This is a genomic window from Chitinophaga japonensis, assembly GCF_007830125.1.
GTDB lineage: Bacteria > Bacteroidota > Bacteroidia > Chitinophagales > Chitinophagaceae > Chitinophaga > Chitinophaga japonensis.
Map to the genome: position 1 here is coordinate 705,202 of NZ_VLLG01000003.1, position 18,373 is coordinate 723,574.

The following is an 18,373-nucleotide window of genomic DNA, read 5'->3' on the forward strand; positions in this document are numbered from 1 at the left end:
GATGAAAGACGCGATACAGGACCTTTCATCCTGCTTCATACGTCCCGCTTCTTTCGTCATACTTCCTACCTCTTACTTCAAACTTCAAACTTCATGCGTACCATTCAAGTAAAAACGAGGTCAAAACAAATGCTGGCGGATGTGTACACGCCGGTGGGCATCTACCTCCGCCTGCGCGATAAATTCCCGGGCACGGTGTTGCTGGAAAGTACCGACTACCGCGCCAGTGAGAACAGCTTTTCCTTCATTTGCGTAAAGCCCATCGCCGGCATTGAAGTGACCTCCACCAGCAATTTTGAGTTCAAATACCCGAACCTGCCGGTGGAACGGAAGCAGCTAAAAAGCAAGGAAAGCGTGCTGGACGAGCTGCAGCAGTTCCTGAACCATTTCAGCTTTTCCGGTCAGGCTCCCTTGCCGGTGGTACGCAGCCTGTTCGGTTACACAACCTATGATGCCGTACAGTTCTTTGAGACCATCGAGTTCAACAGGCAGAAGCCTAATGGCAGCGCCATCCCGTTGATGCGTTACCGTTTCTACCAGTATGTGATCGCCATTAACCACTTCAAGGATGAGCTATACCTGTGCGAGCACCAGGTAGACGGGTTGGACAGCGAGTTTGAGCTGATAGAGTCCCTGATCCGGCACAAAGACGTGCCCACCTACAGCTTTGGCACCGTAGGCGAGGAGGAGAGCAACATGACCGATGCCGCGTACATGCAGATGGTGGAGCAGGGCAAGCAGCACTGTTTCCGGGGAGATGTGTTCCAGGTGGTGCTGTCGCGCGCTTTCCGGCAGCAGTATAAAGGAGATGAGTTCAATGTATACCGCGCGCTCCGTTCCATCAATCCTTCCCCTTATCTTTTCTACTTTGATTATGGCGATTACAAGCTGATGGGGTCTTCCCCGGAGGCGCAACTGGTGATAAAGGACCACAAGGCCACCATTCACCCGATAGCCGGCACTTTCCGCCGCACCGGCGATGATGTGCAGGACCGGCAGTTAGCGGAAAAGCTGCTGCAGGACCCGAAGGAGAATGCGGAGCATGTGATGCTGGTAGACCTGGCCCGTAATGACCTGAGCCGTCATGCAGCGGAGGTGGAGGTGGAATCTTATCGCAAGATACAGTACTACTCGCATGTGATACACCTGGTCAGCGAAGTGACAGGCCGCATACAGCCGGACATGAATCCATTTTCCCTGCTGGCCGCTACCTTCCCGGCCGGCACCCTGAGCGGGGCGCCCAAGTACCGGGCCATGCAGATCATTGACCAGTACGAGCCCACGGCCCGTGGTTTTTACGGTGGCTGCATCGGCGCGGTAGGGTTTAACGGCGACTTTAACCATGCCATCATGATCCGCTCCATGCTCAGCAAATCCAATACCCTGTATTACCAGGCCGGCGCCGGCGTAGTGGCCAAGTCCGTAGCCGTTTCGGAGCTGGAAGAGGTGAACAATAAACTCAATGCATTAAAACAGGCCATACTCCTGGCTCAAAAGATCTGATAATGACAAATATTCTGGTGTTCGATAACTACGACTCTTTTACCTATAACCTGGTGCACCTGGTAGAGAAGATCATTAACGGGAAGGTGACCGTGTACCGCAACGATGAGATACCGCTGGAACAGATCGGGAAGTACGACAAGATCATCCTCTCGCCCGGTCCCGGTATACCGGAGGAAGCCGGCCTGTTGCTGCCGCTGATCAGGGAATACGCTCCTTCCAGATCCATATTCGGCGTGTGCCTGGGACAGCAGGCCATCGGCCAGGCTTTTGGTGCAGGGCTGATCAACCTGAAAGAGGTATACCATGGTATTGCTACACCGGTGGACATCGTGTCCCGCGAAGGCCGCCTCTTTAACGGCCTGCCGGACCGGCTGGAAGTAGGGCGCTATCACTCCTGGGTGGTGGATGAGCAGGGGCTGCCGGCCGACCTGGCTATTACTGCCCGCGATGAGCACGGCTACATTATGGGATTGCAGCATACGCAATATGACGTAAGCGGCGTGCAGTTCCACCCGGAAAGCGTGCTTACACCCCACGGTGAAAAGATATTGAGGAACTGGCTGGAGCAGTAAGCAACCGCATACACAAGTACACGTAAACGCTTTATCAGTAGCATATGAAGAAAATATTAAACTACCTGTTTGAGCATAAAACTTTCAGCCGCGAAGCGGCCAAAGAAATATTGATCGGTATTTCCAAGGGGATGTACAACGAAAGCGAGCTGGCCGCTTTTATGACCGTATATCTCATGCGCAGCATTACCATCAATGAGCTGCTGGGTTTCCGTGACGCGCTGCTGGAGCTGTGCATACCGGTCAACCTGGACGGTTATGATGTGCTGGATATTGTGGGCACCGGCGGCGATGCCAAGAATACGTTCAACATTTCCACGCTGTCCTGCTTTATTGTAGCGGGGACCGGCGCCAAGGTGGCCAAGCATGGCAACTACGGTGTGTCCTCCATCAGCGGCGCATCCAACCTGATGGAGGCGGCCGGTTACAAGTTCAAGAACGATGAGGCGAAGCTGCGACAGGAGGTGGAGGAAGCAGGCGTTTGTTTCCTGCATGCGCCCCTGTTCCACCCGGCGCTTAAGCATGTAGCGGGCATCCGGCGACAATTGGGCGTGCGCACTTTCTTTAACATGCTGGGTCCCCTGGTAAATCCCGCCTTTGCCAGGTACCAGCTCATAGGCGTGTACAGCCTGGAAATGGCCCGGGTATACAACTACCTGTTCCAGCAAACGGACAAGCAGTTTGCGATCGTGCACAGCCTGGACGGCTACGATGAAATATCCCTGACCAGCGATGCCCGCATTATCACCAACTGCGGCGAGCAGGACTGGACGCCGGAGCAACTGGGCAGGCGCAAGGTGCACCCGGAAGATATTTATGGCGGCAATTCCGTGGAGGAAGCTGCGCGCATCTTTATGAAGATATTGAAAGGGGAGGGCTCCTGGGCGCAGCATTCCGTGGTGCTGGCCAATGCCGCCATGGGACTGTATTGTATGGGCAAATACCCCAGCTACGATGACTGTTTCCAGGCAGCAGTGACCTCGCTGGAATCCGGCGCGGCCTACGCAGCGTTTAAAAAGCTGATCAGCCTGCAGGAGCAGTAGGAGGTATGATGCAGGAACTAGGAAGTAAGAAAATATGAACGAATGAACAATATTTTAACGGAAATAGTAGCGCACAAGCAAACAGAGGTGGCGGCCCGCAAACAGTTACGCAGCGCGGCGGACCTGGAACAGGCGCCCTGGTTTAAACGCACGCCCCTGTCTTTAAGCAGCTTTTTGCAAAGCCCGGACAAGACCGGTATCATCGCGGAGTTCAAACGCCGTTCTCCTTCCAAAGGAGTGATCAACGGCAAGGCGACCGTGCAGGAAGTAACCACGGCGTACACACGCTATGGCGCCTCCGGCCTGTCGGTGCTGACGGATGAAAAATATTTCGGCGGCTCTGCAGATGATCTGCAGCAGGCCCGCACCCTGAACAACATTCCCATTCTCCGGAAGGATTTCGTGATAGATGAGTACCAGGTACTGGAAGCAAAGGCCATTGGCGCAGATGTGATACTGCTGATAGCGGAATGCCTTAGCGCTGCAGAAGTAGCGTACCTGGCCCGGTTTGCACATAACCTGGGCCTGGAAGTGCTGCTGGAAGTGCACAGCGAAGGGCAACTGGAGAAGGTGACGGAGCATGTACACCTGGTAGGCGTAAACAACCGCGACCTCACCACCTTCAAGGTGGACTTTAACCGCTCCTGCGAGCTGGCGCCCAAAATACCGGCCGGGAAATGCAAGGTGGCGGAAAGCGGCATCAGCGACCCGGCGGCAATTGTAACGCTGCAGCAGGCCGGTTTCCAGGGCTTCCTGATCGGGGAGCACTTCATGAAGCAGGAAGATCCGCCCCGGGCTTTTGAGCATTTTGTAACGGAATTGCGGGCAGCAAGGGAGAAAATTTAAAATGCTAAATGTAAAATTTCAAATGTAAAAGTTGGGGAATATGCTTTAATGTGGTTTTATGGGCTTAGTAATACTTCTTCACCAACTTTTACATTTTACATTTGAAATTTTTCATTTTACATTCTTAATATAACATGAACCTTAAGATAAAAGTATGCGGCATTACGCAGGCGCAGGACCTGCAGGCCCTGGTACAATATGGAGTGAATTACGCGGGTTTCATTTTTTATGAGCGCTCGCCCCGCTTTGCAGGCAACAAGCTGGATGCCCGGACCGTGAGGGAAACGGAAGGCATTCAGAAAGTGGGCGTTTTTGTAGATGCGGACCTGCCATTGGTGAAGCGCACGATTGCGGATTATAACCTGGATATGGTGCAACTGCACGGCAACGAAACGCCGGAGTACTGCGCCGCCCTGCAGCAATTGGTGCCGGTGATCAAAGCTTTTCGTATAGGGCAGGACGTGAACTGGCAGGAGCTGGCCCCCTGGTTGCCCGTCAGCAGTTATTTTTTGTTTGACACGGCTGCTGCGCATGCCTATGGAGGCACCGGCCTGCAGTTTGACTGGCTGCTGCTGGAAAGCTATCCCTTTGACCAGCCCTTTTTCCTGAGCGGGGGCATAGGGCCGGAGCATGCCGCCATCATAGCGCAGTTGCAGTTGCCCGCATTGTACGCGGTGGATGTGAACAGCCGTTTTGAAACAAAACCGGGCATCAAGGCCCTGCAAAAAGTACAACAGTTTGTAGAGGAGATCAGGCATATTTAAACAGCTTATTTAAAATAAATAGAATAATGGACATCGCGGTAAATACAAGTGGTTCCAGGTACCATGTGGACAAGAACGGTTACTACGGCCGCTTTGGCGGCGCCTACATACCGGAAATGCTGTATCCCAACGTGGAGGAGCTGCGGCAAAACTACATGCAGATCTTGTCCGATACCGGTTTTCAGCAACAGTTCGCGCATCTGCTCAGCGATTATGTAGGACGGCCTTCGCCCCTGTACCTGGCGCAGCGCCTGTCCGAAAAGTACCAGGCGAACATTTACCTGAAACGGGAAGACCTGAACCATACCGGCGCGCATAAGATCAATAACACCATCGGGCAGATATTGCTGGCGCAGCGCCTGGGCAAAAAACGCATCATTGCGGAAACCGGCGCCGGGCAGCATGGGGTAGCTACGGCCACCGTATGCGCGCTGATGGGTATGGAATGCGTGGTGTACATGGGCAGCGTGGACATAGAGCGGCAGGCGCCCAACGTGGCCCGCATGAAAATGCTGGGCGCCACGGTAATGCCTGCCACCAGCGGCAGCCGCACCCTGAAGGACGCTACCAATGAAGCGATCCGCGACTGGATCAATAACCCGGTGGACACACACTATATCATCGGCTCCGTAGTAGGACCACATCCTTACCCGGATATGGTAGCCCGCTTCCAGTCCGTGATCAGCGAGGAAATAATGCGGCAGTTACTGGAAAAGACCGGCCGCGCCTATCCTGACTATGTAATGGCCTGTGTAGGCGGGGGCAGCAATGCGGCAGGCGCTTTCTTTCATTTCCTGGATCATGAAAAAGTGCAGTTGATACCGGTGGAAGCCGCCGGTAAAGGCGTGAACAGCGGCTTCTCCGCTGCTACCTCCCAGTTGGGCCGTCCGGGTGTGATACATGCCAGCAAAACCCTGCTGATGCAAACTGAGGACGGGCAGATCGTGGAGCCGCACTCCATTTCTGCAGGGCTGGATTACCCGGGCGTAGGCCCCCTGCATGCGCACCTGTTTGAGACCGGGCGCGCCCGTTTCCTGCATGCAACGGATGATGAGGCGCTGGCTGCCGCCTTTGAGCTGACCCGCCTGGAAGGCATCATCCCGGCGCTGGAATCGTCTCACGCATTGGCAAGGCTTGGCGACCTGGCGCTGCAACCGGACGATGTGGTGGTAGTATGCCTGTCCGGCCGCGGCGACAAGGACATGGCTACTTACATCCGGCACCTGGAGCAATTCACTAAAAGCTAACCGCCAACCGCTAATAATATGAACCGCATAGATCAACTTTTCGCAAGCAAACAGGAAAGAATACTGAACATATACTGCACGGCCGGCTTTCCCGGTCCGGACGATACCCTGCCGGTAATGACCGCCCTGCAGGCGCATGGCGCGGACATGATAGAGCTGGGCATGCCCTTCTCCGATCCGCTGGCCGATGGACCGGTGATCCAGGACAGCAGCACCCGGGCCCTGCAGAATGGGATGAGCCTGAAGAAGCTGTTCGGGCAATTGGAGGGATTCCGGGATCGTATACACCTGCCCGTTATATTGATGGGTTACCTGAACCCCATACTGCAATTCGGTGTGGAAGCATTCCTGGAAAAATGTGCCGCCGTAGGGGTGGATGGTCTTATCCTGCCCGACCTGCCCATGGCGGAATATGAGCAGGAGTACAAGCCGCTGTTTGAAAAGTACGGCCTGCACCTTATCTTGCTGGTCACACCGGAAACCAGCGATGAGCGCGTGCGGCAGATAGACGCGCTGAGCAGGGGATTTGTATACGCGGTATCTTCCTCTTCCACCACCGGTAAGGACAAGGATATGAGCGCCCAGCAGGCTTATTTTGAGCGCCTGAAGGGGTTGCAGCTCAAAAACCCGGTGCTGATCGGCTTTGGCATCCGGGACAAACGTACCTTTGATACAGCCTGCGCATACAGCAACGGCGCCATTATCGGCACCGCTTTTATCAGGGCGATGGAGCACAGTAAAGATATAGACGCCACCGTGCAACAGTTCATTCAAACGATACGCTAACAAGTGAGCAGACAAAATCAAGCATGAAAACAGCCATCATAAAATATAACGCCGGCAATATCCGCTCAGTGCTCTTTGCACTGGAACGGCTGGGCGTGAGCGGAACGGTAACGGATGATCCCGAAGAGATCCGCAGCGCGGACAAGGTGATCTTTCCCGGCGTGGGGGAGGCCAGCACCGCTATGCAGTACCTGCGGCAAAAGGGACTGGACAAGCTGATCGTCAGCCTGCAGCAGCCCGTGCTGGGCATCTGCCTGGGCCTGCAGTTGCTGTGCAGGCATTCTGAAGAAAATGACACGACCTGCCTGGGCGTGTTTGACGTGGAGGTGAAACGCTTCCAGTCGCCGGTGCCCAACCTGCTGAAAATACCGCAGATAGGCTGGAACAATATAGCAGGCCTGCACAGCACCCTGTTTGAGCATGTACCGGAGAACAGCTACATGTATTTTGTGCACAGTTACTACGCCGCCCTGTCACCGGACACGGTGGCCATTACCAATTACGTGATCAATTACAGCGCCGCTTTGCAGAAGGATAATTTTTATGCCGTACAGTTCCACCCGGAAAAGTCGGCTGATGCCGGCGCCCGGCTGCTGGAGAGCTTCTTGAAGTTGTAACGATGGGAACAGGCATTACTATAGAACAGATCACTGCTGAAGATACGCTGCCCCTGCGCAGGGACCTGCTCTACCCCGGCCAGCCGCTGGCTGCGGTAAGGCTGGAGCGGGACCAGGACGGCATCCACTTTGGCGTGCTGGAAGCAGGCCGGCTGGTAAGCGTGGGCTCACTGTTCCCGGACGGGCGGGAGGCGCAGTTCCGCAAGCTGGCCACCCTGCAGGAAGCGCAGGGCAGGGGCTACGGCTCCATGCTCATAAAGCACATGCAGCAGCATTGCCGGGAAGCCGGCATTCCCCTGCTATGGTGCAATGCCCGGCAAACAGCCGAAGGCTTTTATACCCGGCTGGGATTTAAACGGGCCGGGGAATATTTTGTAAAGAGCAATATCACTTATACAAGGATGGAACAGACCCTGCATGGCAAAAAGAATTTAACGGTCATACCGGCCATCGACATTATAGATGGCAAATGCGTGCGGCTTACCCAGGGCGACTACGCGCAGCAGAAAGTATACAACGAGCATCCCCTGGAGGTGGCCAAAACATTCGAGGACATCGGTGTGAAGCGCCTGCACCTGGTAGACCTGGACGGGGCCAGGAAAGGAGCCGTGGTGAACTGGAAAGTGCTGGACGCCATTGCCGGGAAAACTTCCCTGGTAGTGGATTTTGGGGGCGGCATTAAAACCGGTGAAGACCTGCGCATCGTATTTGAGAATGGCGCCGCGCTGGCTACCATCGGCAGCATAGCCGTAAAGGACCCGGAGCTGTTCTTTGGCTGGGTGCGGCAATACGGTCCGGATAAAATATTCCTGGGCGCAGATGTGAAAGAGGAGAAGATTGCCGTAGGCGGCTGGCTGGAAACTACGGACCTGTCCGTATTTGATTTCCTGGAGCAGCATACCAGCCATGGCATACGCCATATTTTCTGTACGGATATTGCAAAGGATGGCTTGCTGCAGGGGCCTTCCATTGCGTTGTATAAAAAGATACTGGAACGCTTCCCGGACATCGATTTTGTGGCCAGCGGCGGCGTAAGCAATATACAGGATGTAACGGACCTGCAGGAAGCAGGATGCAGCGGCGTCATTATCGGGAAAGCGATCTATGAAGGCCGTATAACAATGGAAGCGCTGAAAGAATTAATAATTAAGAATGAATAATTAATAATCATAACGCAGTGTAGCGCTTAAATATAGTTGTACAGTGCCTCCATTATTATTAATTATTCATTCTTAATTATTAATTAACGAAAAAACCAAACATATGTTAACTAAAAGAATCATCCCCTGCCTGGACATCAAGGACGGGCGCACCGTAAAAGGGGTGAACTTTGAGAATATACGCGATGCCGGCGATCCCATAGAACTGGGCGCTTTATACGCACAGCAGGGCGCAGATGAGCTGGTGTTCCTGGATATAACGGCTACGAACGAACGAAGAAAAACGCTTGCGGAGCTGGTCACCAATATTGCCCGGCATGTAAACATTCCCTTCACCGTAGGCGGCGGTATTGCCGCAGTAGAGGATGTGAGCGTGCTCCTGCAGTCCGGCGCAGACAAGATATCCGTCAATACCTCCGCTTTCAAAAGGCCGGAGCTGGTGGACGAGCTGGCCCGCGAATTCGGCAGCCAGTGCATTGTGCTGGCTATTGATACCCGCTTTGAGGACGGCGACTGGTACGTGTACCTGAATGGCGGCCGGGTAAAGACCGATGTGAAGGCCTATGACTGGGCAAGAGAAGCCGTGAGCCGCGGCGCCGGCGAGATATTGCTGACCTCCATGAATAACGACGGCACCAAGCAGGGCTTTGCCCTGGACATTACAGGGCTGCTGTCCCAAAACCTGAACGTGCCGGTGATCGCATCCGGCGGGGCAGGCACTATGGAGCATTTTGTGGACGTATTTGAAACGGCGCAGGCAGATGCCGCACTGGCAGCCAGCATTTTCCATTACAAGGAAATAGAGATACCCGCGCTGAAACAGTATTTGTATAAAAAAGGCGTAAACATAAGATTCTAAAGCTATCAGCTAAGCACTAATAGCTAAAAGCTACTTCAACATGGACATCAATTTTCAGAAATCGCCGGACGGCCTGGTACCGGCCATTGTACAGGATGCAGCCACCTTCCGGGTGCTGATGCTGGGCTATATGAACCAGGAAGCGCTGGACAAGACGCTGCAGGAAAAGAAGGTCACCTTCTTCAGCCGGTCCAAACAACGTTTGTGGACCAAAGGGGAGGAGAGCGGCCATTTTTTACTGCTGCAGGACCTGCAGGTGGACTGCGACAATGATACCCTGCTGATAAAGGCCAACCCGGTAGGGCCGGTGTGCCATACCGGCGCAGATACCTGCTGGAACGAGCCGAACCTGAGCAACGATTTCCTGGCGCGCCTGGAAAGCGTGATCGCAGACCGGAAAAACAATCCTTCCGACAGCTCCTATACCTCCCGCCTGTTTGCCAAAGGCATTAACAAGATAGCGCAGAAAGTGGGCGAAGAAGCGGTGGAGATCGTGATCGAGGCCAAGGACAATAACAAGGACCTGTTCCTCAACGAAGCCGCCGACCTGCTGTTCCACTACCTGGTGCTGCTGAGCGCCAAGGGGCACCAACTGTCTGATGTACTGGCAGTGCTGAAGGAACGGCACAAGTGATATTTTTTTATATATTTATAGTATGAAGCAGTTATTTTTAGCGGTCTGCTGTTTAGCAGGCGCCACTATTGCCAACGCCCAGCAGGTAATTACGGGGACCATTAGCGGCGCAGATGGGAAGAAACTTTACCTGTTTGATGATACGGACAATAACCCGGACGATTCTACTGTCCTGAAGAACGGGCAGTTCAGCTTTACCATAAAGGAACAAAAAGAGCCCTCCGTGCATGCCTTGATCCTGGAAGGCGTGGATTATCCCATGCTGTTTGTACCCGGACCGGCCCCGCAGCAGGTAACCGCCACCGCGACCGGTTTTCCTGTTGCCAGCGCCGTAAAGGGCAATGACAATACCAAGGCGCTGCAGGAATACCAGCAGCTTTTTTCACCGCTGATACAAAGGGCGCAGGCCCTTAACAGCGAGGCCTCCGGCATAGCAGGCGACGATGAGGCGGCCAAGGACGCTTTCCGGAAGAAAGCTGCCGCCTTCAGCCAGGATGTAGTAAAAACCGGTAAAACCTTCATACAGCAACATCCCAAAGCGCTGGCCAGCCTCTGGATGCTGATCAATGAGCTGCGGCCCCGCCTGCAGCCGGAAGAGTTTGCACAGTTGTTCGAAGGGCTGGATAAGTCATTGCAGGACAGCAAGTACGGCAAAAGCGTCAGCCAGTACATCAAAAGCGTAAAGCTGAGCGGTGTAGGCGTAGTGGCGGAGGATTTTGCGCAGAACGACGTGCAAGGCAAGCCGGTGAAGCTTTCCTCTTTCCGGGGCAAATACGTGCTGGTGGATTTCTGGGCCAGTTGGTGCGGGCCCTGCCGCCAGGAGAACCCGAACGTGGTGAAAGCTTATAACAAATTCAAGAACAGGAACTTCACAATACTTGGGGTATCCCTGGACCAGGACAAAACCCGCTGGGTAAGGGCCATCAGCCAGGACGGCCTGGCCTGGACCCACGTATCCGACCTGCAGGGCTGGAACAATGAAGTAGCCGTACAGTACGGCATCCGCTCCATTCCCGCCAATTTCCTGATAGACCCGCAGGGGCGTATCATTGCCCGTAACCTGCGCGGTGAGGACCTGGAAGCGAAACTGGAGGAAATACTGAAATGAGGTGCACATCTGCACATCTCTCCCTCCGTTTATCACAATCAGTTTGACTTTGCCTGCGCATTTCGCCAATTTTGTTATGCTAAAGTAAATGGAGTAATAATTTATTATGAAGAGAGCTATGCTGACCGCTGCGCTATTGATGCCGGCGGTCTTGTTTGCGCAGGGTGAAAAGCCTTTTACTATTGAAGGAACAGTGGCAGCGGTGCAGGCGCCGGCAAAAGTTTACCTGAAGATCCGCAAGGTCGATGATACCGTACTGGACAGCGCCAGCATAAAGGACGGGAAATTCTTTTTTAAAGGAACCCTCAAAGAACCAGCCATGGCCAGCATCATGATGGTGGCGGCAGGCCCGCAGCCGGATATGCCCGGCCCTGTAAAGCGGGATATATTACCCCTGTTCCTGGACAAAGGCACCATTACCGTTACGGCAAAGGATTCCATTAATAATGCAGAAGTGAAGGGCTCTGCCGCCAACGACGCATTTGAAGCGCTGAACGGCCTGCTGGCAGACGTGACCACCCGTATAAAAGACTTACAGAAAGAATACCGGCAGCTTTACATGTCGAAGGATGAGGAAGGCATGAAAAAGCTGGAGCCGAAATTTGACGAGCTGCAGGGAAAGGAAAAAGCCATTATGCTTAACTACCTGAACGAGCATCCGGGCTCTCCCATTGCCATGTATGTGCTGAACCAGTATGCCGGTTATGATATCAATCCCGCAGAAGTAGAGCCGGTGTTCATGAAGCTGCACCGGAAGATCCGGAAATCAGCATCCGGTAAGGCCTTTGTGCAGCGGCTGGAAGCAGTGCGCAGAACGGCCGTGGGCCAGCCTGCCATTGATTTTTCCCAGGCCGGTACCGATGGTAAAATGGTAAGCCTCCGCTCTTTCCGGGGCAAATATGTGCTGGTGGATTTCTGGGCCAGTTGGTGCGGACCCTGCCGCGCCGAAAATCCGAACGTGGTAAGGGCCTACAGCCGCTACAAGGATAAGGGCTTTGATATCCTGGGCGTGTCCCTGGACAGTAAAAGGGAAAAATGGCTGGCTGCTATCCAGGCCGATAACCTTTCCTGGACGCAGGTGTCCGACCTGAAAGGCTGGGAGAACGCTGCCGCCGAATTGTACAGCATCCGGGCCATTCCCCAGAATTTCCTGATAGACCCCCAGGGCAAGATCATTGCCAGGAACCTCCGCGGTGAAGCGCTGGAAACGAAACTGAGAGAAGTAATACAGTAAGTGATAATTTAAGGCAAAAAGCCAAAAAGCAATAAAAACCGCTGGTTTTGTTGCTTTTTTTATTTGTTTATTTACGAAATGTTCGTAGATTTACGAAAGAATCGTAATTTGTATTATAAAACGGATCACATGGAAAAGCTTACACAGCCCGAAGAAGCTGCCATGCAGGCGGTATGGCAAACGGGAAAAGGCATTGTAAAGGATTTCCTGGAAGCGCACGCAACGCCGGCGCCGCCCTATACCACCCTGGCTTCTACCATCAAGAACCTGGAAAAGAAAGGATACCTGCAAAGCCGGAAAACGGGCAACGTGTATGAGTATACGCCCCTCATAGGGGAGGAGGAGTACAAGAAGAAGTTCATGAACGGCTTTGTGCAAAGCTATTTCGCCAACTCCTATAAAGACCTGGTGACCTTTTTTGCCCGGGAAAAGCAGATCAGCCCGGAAGAGCTGAAGGAGATCATTTCATTGATTGAGAATAACAAGCAATAACATGCCGGCATTACTGATATACCTGATAAAGGCCAATATAGCGCTCACGCTTTTCTACCTGGCTTACCGCTGGGGCCTGAGAAGGCTGACCTTTTATACACTGAACCGTTTCTTTTTGCTGACGGGGATCGCGTGCGCTTCCGTTTTCCCGCTGATAGACGTGAATGCATTGCTGCAGCGTCACCGGGAGATCGGTACGGTGGTGGAATATGTACCGGACCTGCGCCTGCTGCAGGCACAGCCGGCTGCGGAGTTTTCCGTCTGGCATTTACTGGTATACGTGTTCTGGGCCGGCGTGGCAGTGATGGGTATCCGCTTTGCAGTGCAGTTGCTGTCCCTGTGGCGCCTGCACCGGCAGTCACATGCAGCGGTGATACGGCGGCTGCCCGTTAAGGTGCTGGACCGGCCCCTGAACCCCTTCTCTTTTTTTTCCAACATTTATGTTAATCCTTCCCTGCACCAGCCCGCAGAACTGGACGCCATCCTGCAGCACGAACAGGTGCATGTAAGGCAGTGGCATACCATAGACGTGCTGGCGGCGGAGCTGAATAACATCTTCTACTGGTTCAACCCCGGCGCCTGGCTGATGCGCACGGCTGTGCGGGAGAACCTGGAGTTTATCACAGACCGCCGGATGCTGCAGCAGGGCGTAGATCCGAAGACCTATCAATACAACCTGATAAAAGTTAGTGGAATTCCATATGCGACGGCCATCGCGAACAATTTCAATTTTTCACACCTGAAAAACAGAATTAAAATGATGAACAGTAAACGTTCCGCAAAATATAACGTACTGCGATACGTCGTCCTTGGCAGCATCGTGGCCGTGGCCCTGCTGTCGCTTAATTTCAGCCGGGCGGCCTTTCATGGCAAAGACAGCGCGCCGGCGGCAGACACCATACCGCCACCTTCGCCAGCCAGCCTGGTGACGCCTGCGGCCCCGGCTCCCCCGCCGGCCATGACAGATTCCATGCCGCCAGCGCCTCCGGCTCCGACTGTTGTACGTGTCTCTCCTTCCGCCCCGGCTGTACCGGCATCGCCTGTTGCCAGCCTGCCTGTGCTGCCGCCTGAGCCAACTGTTATCCCGGTTGCTCCTCCCCGCCCGGCCGCACCTCCCGCTCCCGCGGCGCCGCCCTTACCGGATACAGTGCCTGCCGGTTTGCTGATGCAGAAAAGCGATGCCCCACCATTGTTTATTGTGGACGGTATAAAAAAGGGTCGTGCTGCACCTGCCGGCCTGAAAGGCGAAGATATAGCCAACATCAATGTCTGGAAAGGCGAAAGCGCACAGGCCATATATGGAGAAGAGGGCCGCGATGGCGTTATTGTGATCACTACCAAACAGCAGGTAGCTTTGGAGCCGCGGGTGGTGGTGGGGAACAAGATAAAGGTAAAGCTGACGGATTCGGTGAAAGTAAGAACCGTTATCAGCAAGCGCCTGGATCCTGAAGTAAATGTTACGGATGCCTCCCACCATCCTAAGGTGGTGACCCTGAGAAACCTGGATAGTACGAAAAATCCTGTTATAGTGATCAATGGCAAGGTGAAAAGCCTTAAAGCCCTGCAAGCTATCCCGAAGGATCAGATACAGACCATTAACGTCTATAAAGGAGAACCGGGCACCTTCAAATATGGTAAAAAAGCGGAGGGTGGTGTGGTAGAAGTACACACCAAAGATACTTTCAACTACAAATAAGCCGTCCCTACCGGTCCTTCACACACCGGAAACCTAAATTGGACAGGCCGGAAGTAGGTGTGGTTTTCATCCGCGCCGTTACCCGGTACCCGCTGCAATATTCGTCGCTGCACATAAAGGAACCGCCCCTTATTACCCGTTTGGCCTCTGCAGGGTCAGCAGGATCGAATCCCTTTGCCGGTCCTTCCGGGTTGTGTGCAGCGGCGGGTACTTGCGCATAGTAGTTGGCGTCATACCAGTCTGCGCACCACTCCCACACGTTGCCCGCCATGTCGTACAGCCCATAACCGTTAGGAGCATACGACTTTACCGGGCCTGTACCGTAAAAACCGTCTCTTTTCGTATTGTCATAAGGGAAACGCCCGTTCCAGGTATTAGCTTTAGGTTGCCCGGCATCAATGGCCTCGGTGCCCCAGGTAAAGGGCTGGCCCACCAGGGCGCCGCGGGCGGCATATTCCCATTCTGCTTCTGTAGGCAGCCGCTTGCCCGCCCAGCGGGCATATGCCTGCGCATCTTCCCAGGAAACATGCACTACCGGGTATTGCTCCCTGCCGGTAATGTTGCTGCCCGGTCCCTCCGGGTGCTGCCAACTGGCGCCGGTCACAAAGGCCCACCACTGTGAAACGTCGTTCAGCGGCACCGGGTGGTTGGGGGGCGAGAACACCAGGGAGCCCGCCTGCAGCAGGCTGCTGTCCGGCTCGGGTGAGCCGGGGGGCAGGGCATTCATCATCTCTTCCATGGTGATCGGCTTTTCCGCCGTGGTCACATACCCGGTAGCTGCTACAAAGGCGGCAAACTCCGCGTTGGTCACTTCATGCGCATCCATCAGGAAGCTGTCTACCTGCACGGAGTGCACCGGTTGCTCATCTGGCCGGGCCTGCGCATCGCCGGCGCCCATCTCAAATGTGCCACCCGGCACCAGTACCATACCCGTGCTGTCTGCTGCCGCCGCAGCCGTTTGACCGGTGCTGTCGGCCGTGGCGCCGGGCCGGCCGGCATTGTTTCCGCAGGCGGCCAGCAGCGTTGTTCCCAGTAGCCAATAGTAAATGTTTTGTGCTCGCATGGGGTAAAAATAGCGCAGAATGCCGAATGATAAAAGCCGGAAGCCCGTATATGGCGGGCGCTTGTTAACAATTAAATAATGATTATTTTAAATAAACTATTGTTAAACTGCATCGTATTGTGCTTATGCAACCAATTACCGTACCCTTTAACCGTCATGATTTCGGGAGTGATTTTTTATGGGGCGTTACTATCTCCGCTTTTCAGAATGAGGGCGCCCATGATAAAGACGGCAGGGGAAGATCCATCTGGGATGTTTTTACCCAACGCAAAGGCAAGATCAAGGATGGCAGCCATGCCCGCATTGCCTGCGATTTTTACCACCGTTATTATGAAGACCTGTTACTGGCAAAGCAGTTGGGCTTTACCGTTTTTCGCTTCTCCATATCCTGGTCCCGCATACTGCCGGAGGGTACCGGGGCTGTAAACGATGCAGGCATTGCATTTTATCACCGGCTGATAGACGCCTGCCTGGAGCTGGGCCTGGTGCCGTATGTAACCCTCTACCACTGGGACCTGCCGCAGGCGCTGGAGGCCAGGGGCGGTTGGTGCCACCGGGGCGTGATATTCGCCTTCGAGGAGTATGTGCGTATATGCGTGCGTGAATATGGCGATAAGGTGAAGCACTGGATCATTTTAAATGAGCCTTTTGGATTTACCTCGCTGGGCTATATGCTGGGGGTGCATGCGCCCGGCAAGTTCGGGCTTTCCTATTTCCTGCCGGCCGTGCATCACGTGGCGCTGGCGCATGCCGCCGGCGGTCGTGTAGTGCGGGATGAAGTGAAGGACGCCTGCATCGGCACCGCCTATTCCTGCTCGCATATCATTCCCTACACGCAGAACGAGCAGGACCTGCAGGCGGCGCGCAAGGCAGATGCCCTGTTCAACCGCCTGTTCCTGGAACCGGCCCTGGGCATGGGATACCCGGTGGAGGACATGCCCCTGCTGAAAAAAATAGAGCGCCGCTATGCCCTGTGGCGCGACTGGGACAAGCTGGCGTTTGATTTTGATTTTATCGGTGTCCAGCATTACTTCCCGCTGGTAGTGCGCTATAATGCCTTTATGCCGGTTGTGGGTATTTCAGAAGTGAAGCCGCGTTATCGTAAGGTGCCCGTTACCGCCCTGGGATGGGAGATCAGCGCCGGCGGCATGTACGCGGTGCTGAAGCAGTTTGCCGCTTACAAGGGCGTGCGCAGGATCATTGTTACGGAAGGCGGGGCGGCCTTTAATGACCAGCCGGAAGGGAACTGCGTGAAGGATGCAGCGCGCACACAATATTTCCAGGACTACCTGGGCGCCGTGCTGCAAGCTAAAAAGGAAGGGGTGCCCGTAGAGGGATATTTTGCCTGGACCCTTACCGATAATTTTGAATGGGCGGAAGGCTACCGCGCCCGCTTCGGACTGGTGTATGTGGATTTTGAGACGCAGCAGCGCATCGTGAAGGATTCGGGGAAGTGGTTCCGGGAAATGTTGAAGTAGGAAATTACTTCCTACTTCTTATTATTCATAGATCCTGCGGATGAACCAGATGTCTTTGAAGGAGAAATGGAGCACGAAGTTCACATAATTCTCCCGGATCAGGTCATTGGCAAGCGTGCCCCGTTGCCCCACTTCCACGCCCAGGTAATAACGTAAAGCGCCGTTGCGGTTGGGAATAGACACGCCCGCTGTGCCGGAGATGTCTTTTATCTGGTTGCCCTGCAGGCTGAGGTAGGATTTGTTATAGGCAAAGCCGGCCTGCAGCACCAGGTGCTCTGCAACACCGTTATAGTAATGTTTGCGGAAAGCATATTCCAGTCCGCCTGCGTACCTTTCGGCATCCACCAGCCGGTAGTTGTTCTCGCCCGGGTTCAGGCCGCTCCATAGCTGTTTTTTGTAGTCCGCTACCAGGGTGATATTGCCTTTTCCCAGGGAGAGGCCAATGCCGTACTGTTCCGGCAGGGTATATTTCAGCTTATCCAGCTCTTCGGAATACAGCACCTGTTCGGAGCTGTTGATCACTTCTATATTATGCTGGAACCGCATATCCGTTTTAAAGCGGTAGGTGGCGCCCAGGCCCACCTGCCAGTCTTTTATTTTGCCCTGGTATTGGATGCCGGTAGTAAAGTTCAGGTTATAGGCGTAGCGCTTGTCTACAGTAGAAACGGTGTCGCCGCCCAGGTTTTCCGTGGTATTTACCGGTCCGAACAAAAAGGCGGAAGACACCCCTGCGGAAAAGTTGTCGGTCAGCCGTACTCCATTGGACAGATACACCCGGTTAATGCCCCCGGTACCTTCCGTAGTGGAGGAGATGGGCACGCCGCTTCCTTCGATGTACCGCTGGTTCAGGAACTTGTAATCCACGGAGCTGTAGGGCGTTAATCCTGCAGCAATGCCCCAGCGCTTGTTTGCCTTGAAGCCAACCGCCAGCCTTTTTAAGTTGCCGTCCAGCGCGTTCTGGTTCAGCCCGTCCCCGGTATAGGTTACGCTTCTGCCCTGCAGCGCCACGTCGAACATGAAGTTCTGCTGCGGAATGGCGGAATAGGAGGCCGGGTTCAGCTCATTCAGGTAAAAAAGGGAAGGGCGTGCAATACCTGCGCTGCCCAGGCCGAAGTTGCGGCTGTAGTCACGTTCTTCCAGGTCGCCGATCGCAAAAGCGGAGTACAGGGAATTCACGCCTTTGTTGCTTTGCGCCTTTGCCTGTACGCACAGCAACAGCAGCATTCCACATATACCGGTATATATATATAATTTCATTTTGATCATTT

At 54.2% G+C, this 18,373-nt stretch carries 18 protein-coding genes; 16 read left to right on the forward strand and 2 right to left on the reverse strand.

Annotated elements, in window-relative coordinates:
• Positions 1-93 precede the first annotated feature (93 nt).
• The 15 genes from LX66_RS11875 (at position 94) to LX66_RS28530 (ending at position 14,564) form a co-directional block, all read left to right on the forward strand.
• A complete protein-coding gene (locus LX66_RS11875; protein WP_145713474.1) occupies positions 94-1,503 on the forward strand; it encodes an anthranilate synthase component I family protein in 1,410 nt (469 codons plus the stop codon).
• A 2-nt stretch (positions 1,504-1,505) separates the two neighbouring features.
• Entirely contained in the window at positions 1,506-2,078 is a 573-nt protein-coding gene (locus LX66_RS11880; RefSeq protein WP_145713477.1) for an anthranilate synthase component II, read from the forward strand.
• A 44-nt stretch (positions 2,079-2,122) separates the two neighbouring features.
• Entirely contained in the window at positions 2,123-3,121 is a 999-nt protein-coding gene (gene trpD, locus LX66_RS11885) for an anthranilate phosphoribosyltransferase (protein ID WP_145713481.1), read from the forward strand.
• 42 nt (positions 3,122-3,163) lie between these two features.
• Positions 3,164-3,967: an indole-3-glycerol phosphate synthase TrpC gene (gene trpC / locus LX66_RS11890; protein ID WP_145713483.1), complete on the forward strand. Its 804-nt coding sequence runs from the start codon at positions 3,164-3,166 to the stop codon at positions 3,965-3,967.
• A 134-nt stretch (positions 3,968-4,101) separates the two neighbouring features.
• Positions 4,102-4,731 (forward strand): phosphoribosylanthranilate isomerase, encoded by a 630-nt coding sequence (locus tag LX66_RS11895; protein WP_145713485.1) that lies wholly within the window; start codon positions 4,102-4,104, stop codon positions 4,729-4,731.
• A 26-nt stretch (positions 4,732-4,757) separates the two neighbouring features.
• Entirely contained in the window at positions 4,758-5,978 is a 1,221-nt protein-coding gene (gene trpB / locus LX66_RS11900) for a tryptophan synthase subunit beta (RefSeq protein ID WP_145713488.1), read from the forward strand.
• 18 nt (positions 5,979-5,996) lie between these two features.
• Positions 5,997-6,764: a tryptophan synthase subunit alpha gene (gene trpA, locus LX66_RS11905; protein WP_145713491.1), complete on the forward strand. Its 768-nt coding sequence runs from the start codon at positions 5,997-5,999 to the stop codon at positions 6,762-6,764.
• A gap of 23 nt (positions 6,765-6,787) precedes the next feature.
• Positions 6,788-7,381: an imidazole glycerol phosphate synthase subunit HisH gene (gene hisH, locus LX66_RS11910; protein ID WP_145713494.1), complete on the forward strand. Its 594-nt coding sequence runs from the start codon at positions 6,788-6,790 to the stop codon at positions 7,379-7,381.
• A 2-nt stretch (positions 7,382-7,383) separates the two neighbouring features.
• Entirely contained in the window at positions 7,384-8,541 is a 1,158-nt protein-coding gene (hisA, locus tag LX66_RS11915; RefSeq protein ID WP_145713497.1) for a 1-(5-phosphoribosyl)-5-[(5-phosphoribosylamino)methylideneamino]imidazole-4-carboxamide isomerase, read from the forward strand.
• A 103-nt stretch (positions 8,542-8,644) separates the two neighbouring features.
• Positions 8,645-9,400, forward strand: a complete 756-nt coding sequence (gene hisF / locus LX66_RS11920) for an imidazole glycerol phosphate synthase subunit HisF (protein ID WP_145713500.1) — start codon at positions 8,645-8,647, stop codon at positions 9,398-9,400.
• A 40-nt stretch (positions 9,401-9,440) separates the two neighbouring features.
• Positions 9,441-10,034: a bifunctional phosphoribosyl-AMP cyclohydrolase/phosphoribosyl-ATP diphosphatase HisIE gene (gene hisIE, locus LX66_RS11925; protein WP_145713503.1), complete on the forward strand. Its 594-nt coding sequence runs from the start codon at positions 9,441-9,443 to the stop codon at positions 10,032-10,034.
• 22 nt (positions 10,035-10,056) lie between these two features.
• On the forward strand, positions 10,057-11,142 hold the full coding sequence (locus tag LX66_RS11930; protein ID WP_145713506.1) for a TlpA disulfide reductase family protein: 1,086 nt from the start codon (positions 10,057-10,059) through the stop codon (positions 11,140-11,142).
• 106 nt (positions 11,143-11,248) lie between these two features.
• A complete protein-coding gene (locus LX66_RS11935; protein WP_145713509.1) occupies positions 11,249-12,376 on the forward strand; it encodes a TlpA disulfide reductase family protein in 1,128 nt (375 codons plus the stop codon).
• 129 nt (positions 12,377-12,505) lie between these two features.
• The gene (locus tag LX66_RS11940; protein WP_145713512.1) at positions 12,506-12,868 is read left to right on the forward strand and encodes a BlaI/MecI/CopY family transcriptional regulator; all 363 of its coding nucleotides are present in this window, start codon (positions 12,506-12,508) and stop codon (positions 12,866-12,868) included.
• A 1-nt stretch (position 12,869) separates the two neighbouring features.
• Complete coding sequence (locus tag LX66_RS28530) at positions 12,870-14,564, forward strand: M56 family metallopeptidase (RefSeq protein ID WP_145713515.1); 1,695 nt, start codon at positions 12,870-12,872, stop codon at positions 14,562-14,564.
• Positions 14,565-14,571: 7 nt separating this feature from the next.
• Here LX66_RS28530 and LX66_RS11950 read toward each other — a convergent pair whose 3' ends face one another.
• Positions 14,572-15,627, reverse strand: a complete 1,056-nt coding sequence (locus LX66_RS11950; RefSeq protein WP_145713518.1) for a formylglycine-generating enzyme family protein — start codon at positions 15,625-15,627, stop codon at positions 14,572-14,574.
• 125 nt (positions 15,628-15,752) lie between these two features.
• Between LX66_RS11950 and LX66_RS11955 the strand changes: the two genes are divergently transcribed.
• Positions 15,753-17,105 (forward strand): GH1 family beta-glucosidase, encoded by a 1,353-nt coding sequence (locus tag LX66_RS11955; RefSeq protein WP_145715674.1) that lies wholly within the window; start codon positions 15,753-15,755, stop codon positions 17,103-17,105.
• Positions 17,106-17,126: 21 nt separating this feature from the next.
• On the opposite strand, the gene LX66_RS11960 is transcribed toward LX66_RS11955, so the two are convergent.
• Positions 17,127-18,362, reverse strand: a complete 1,236-nt coding sequence (locus LX66_RS11960; RefSeq protein ID WP_145713521.1) for a hypothetical protein — start codon at positions 18,360-18,362, stop codon at positions 17,127-17,129.
• Positions 18,363-18,373: the final 11 nt, after the last annotated feature.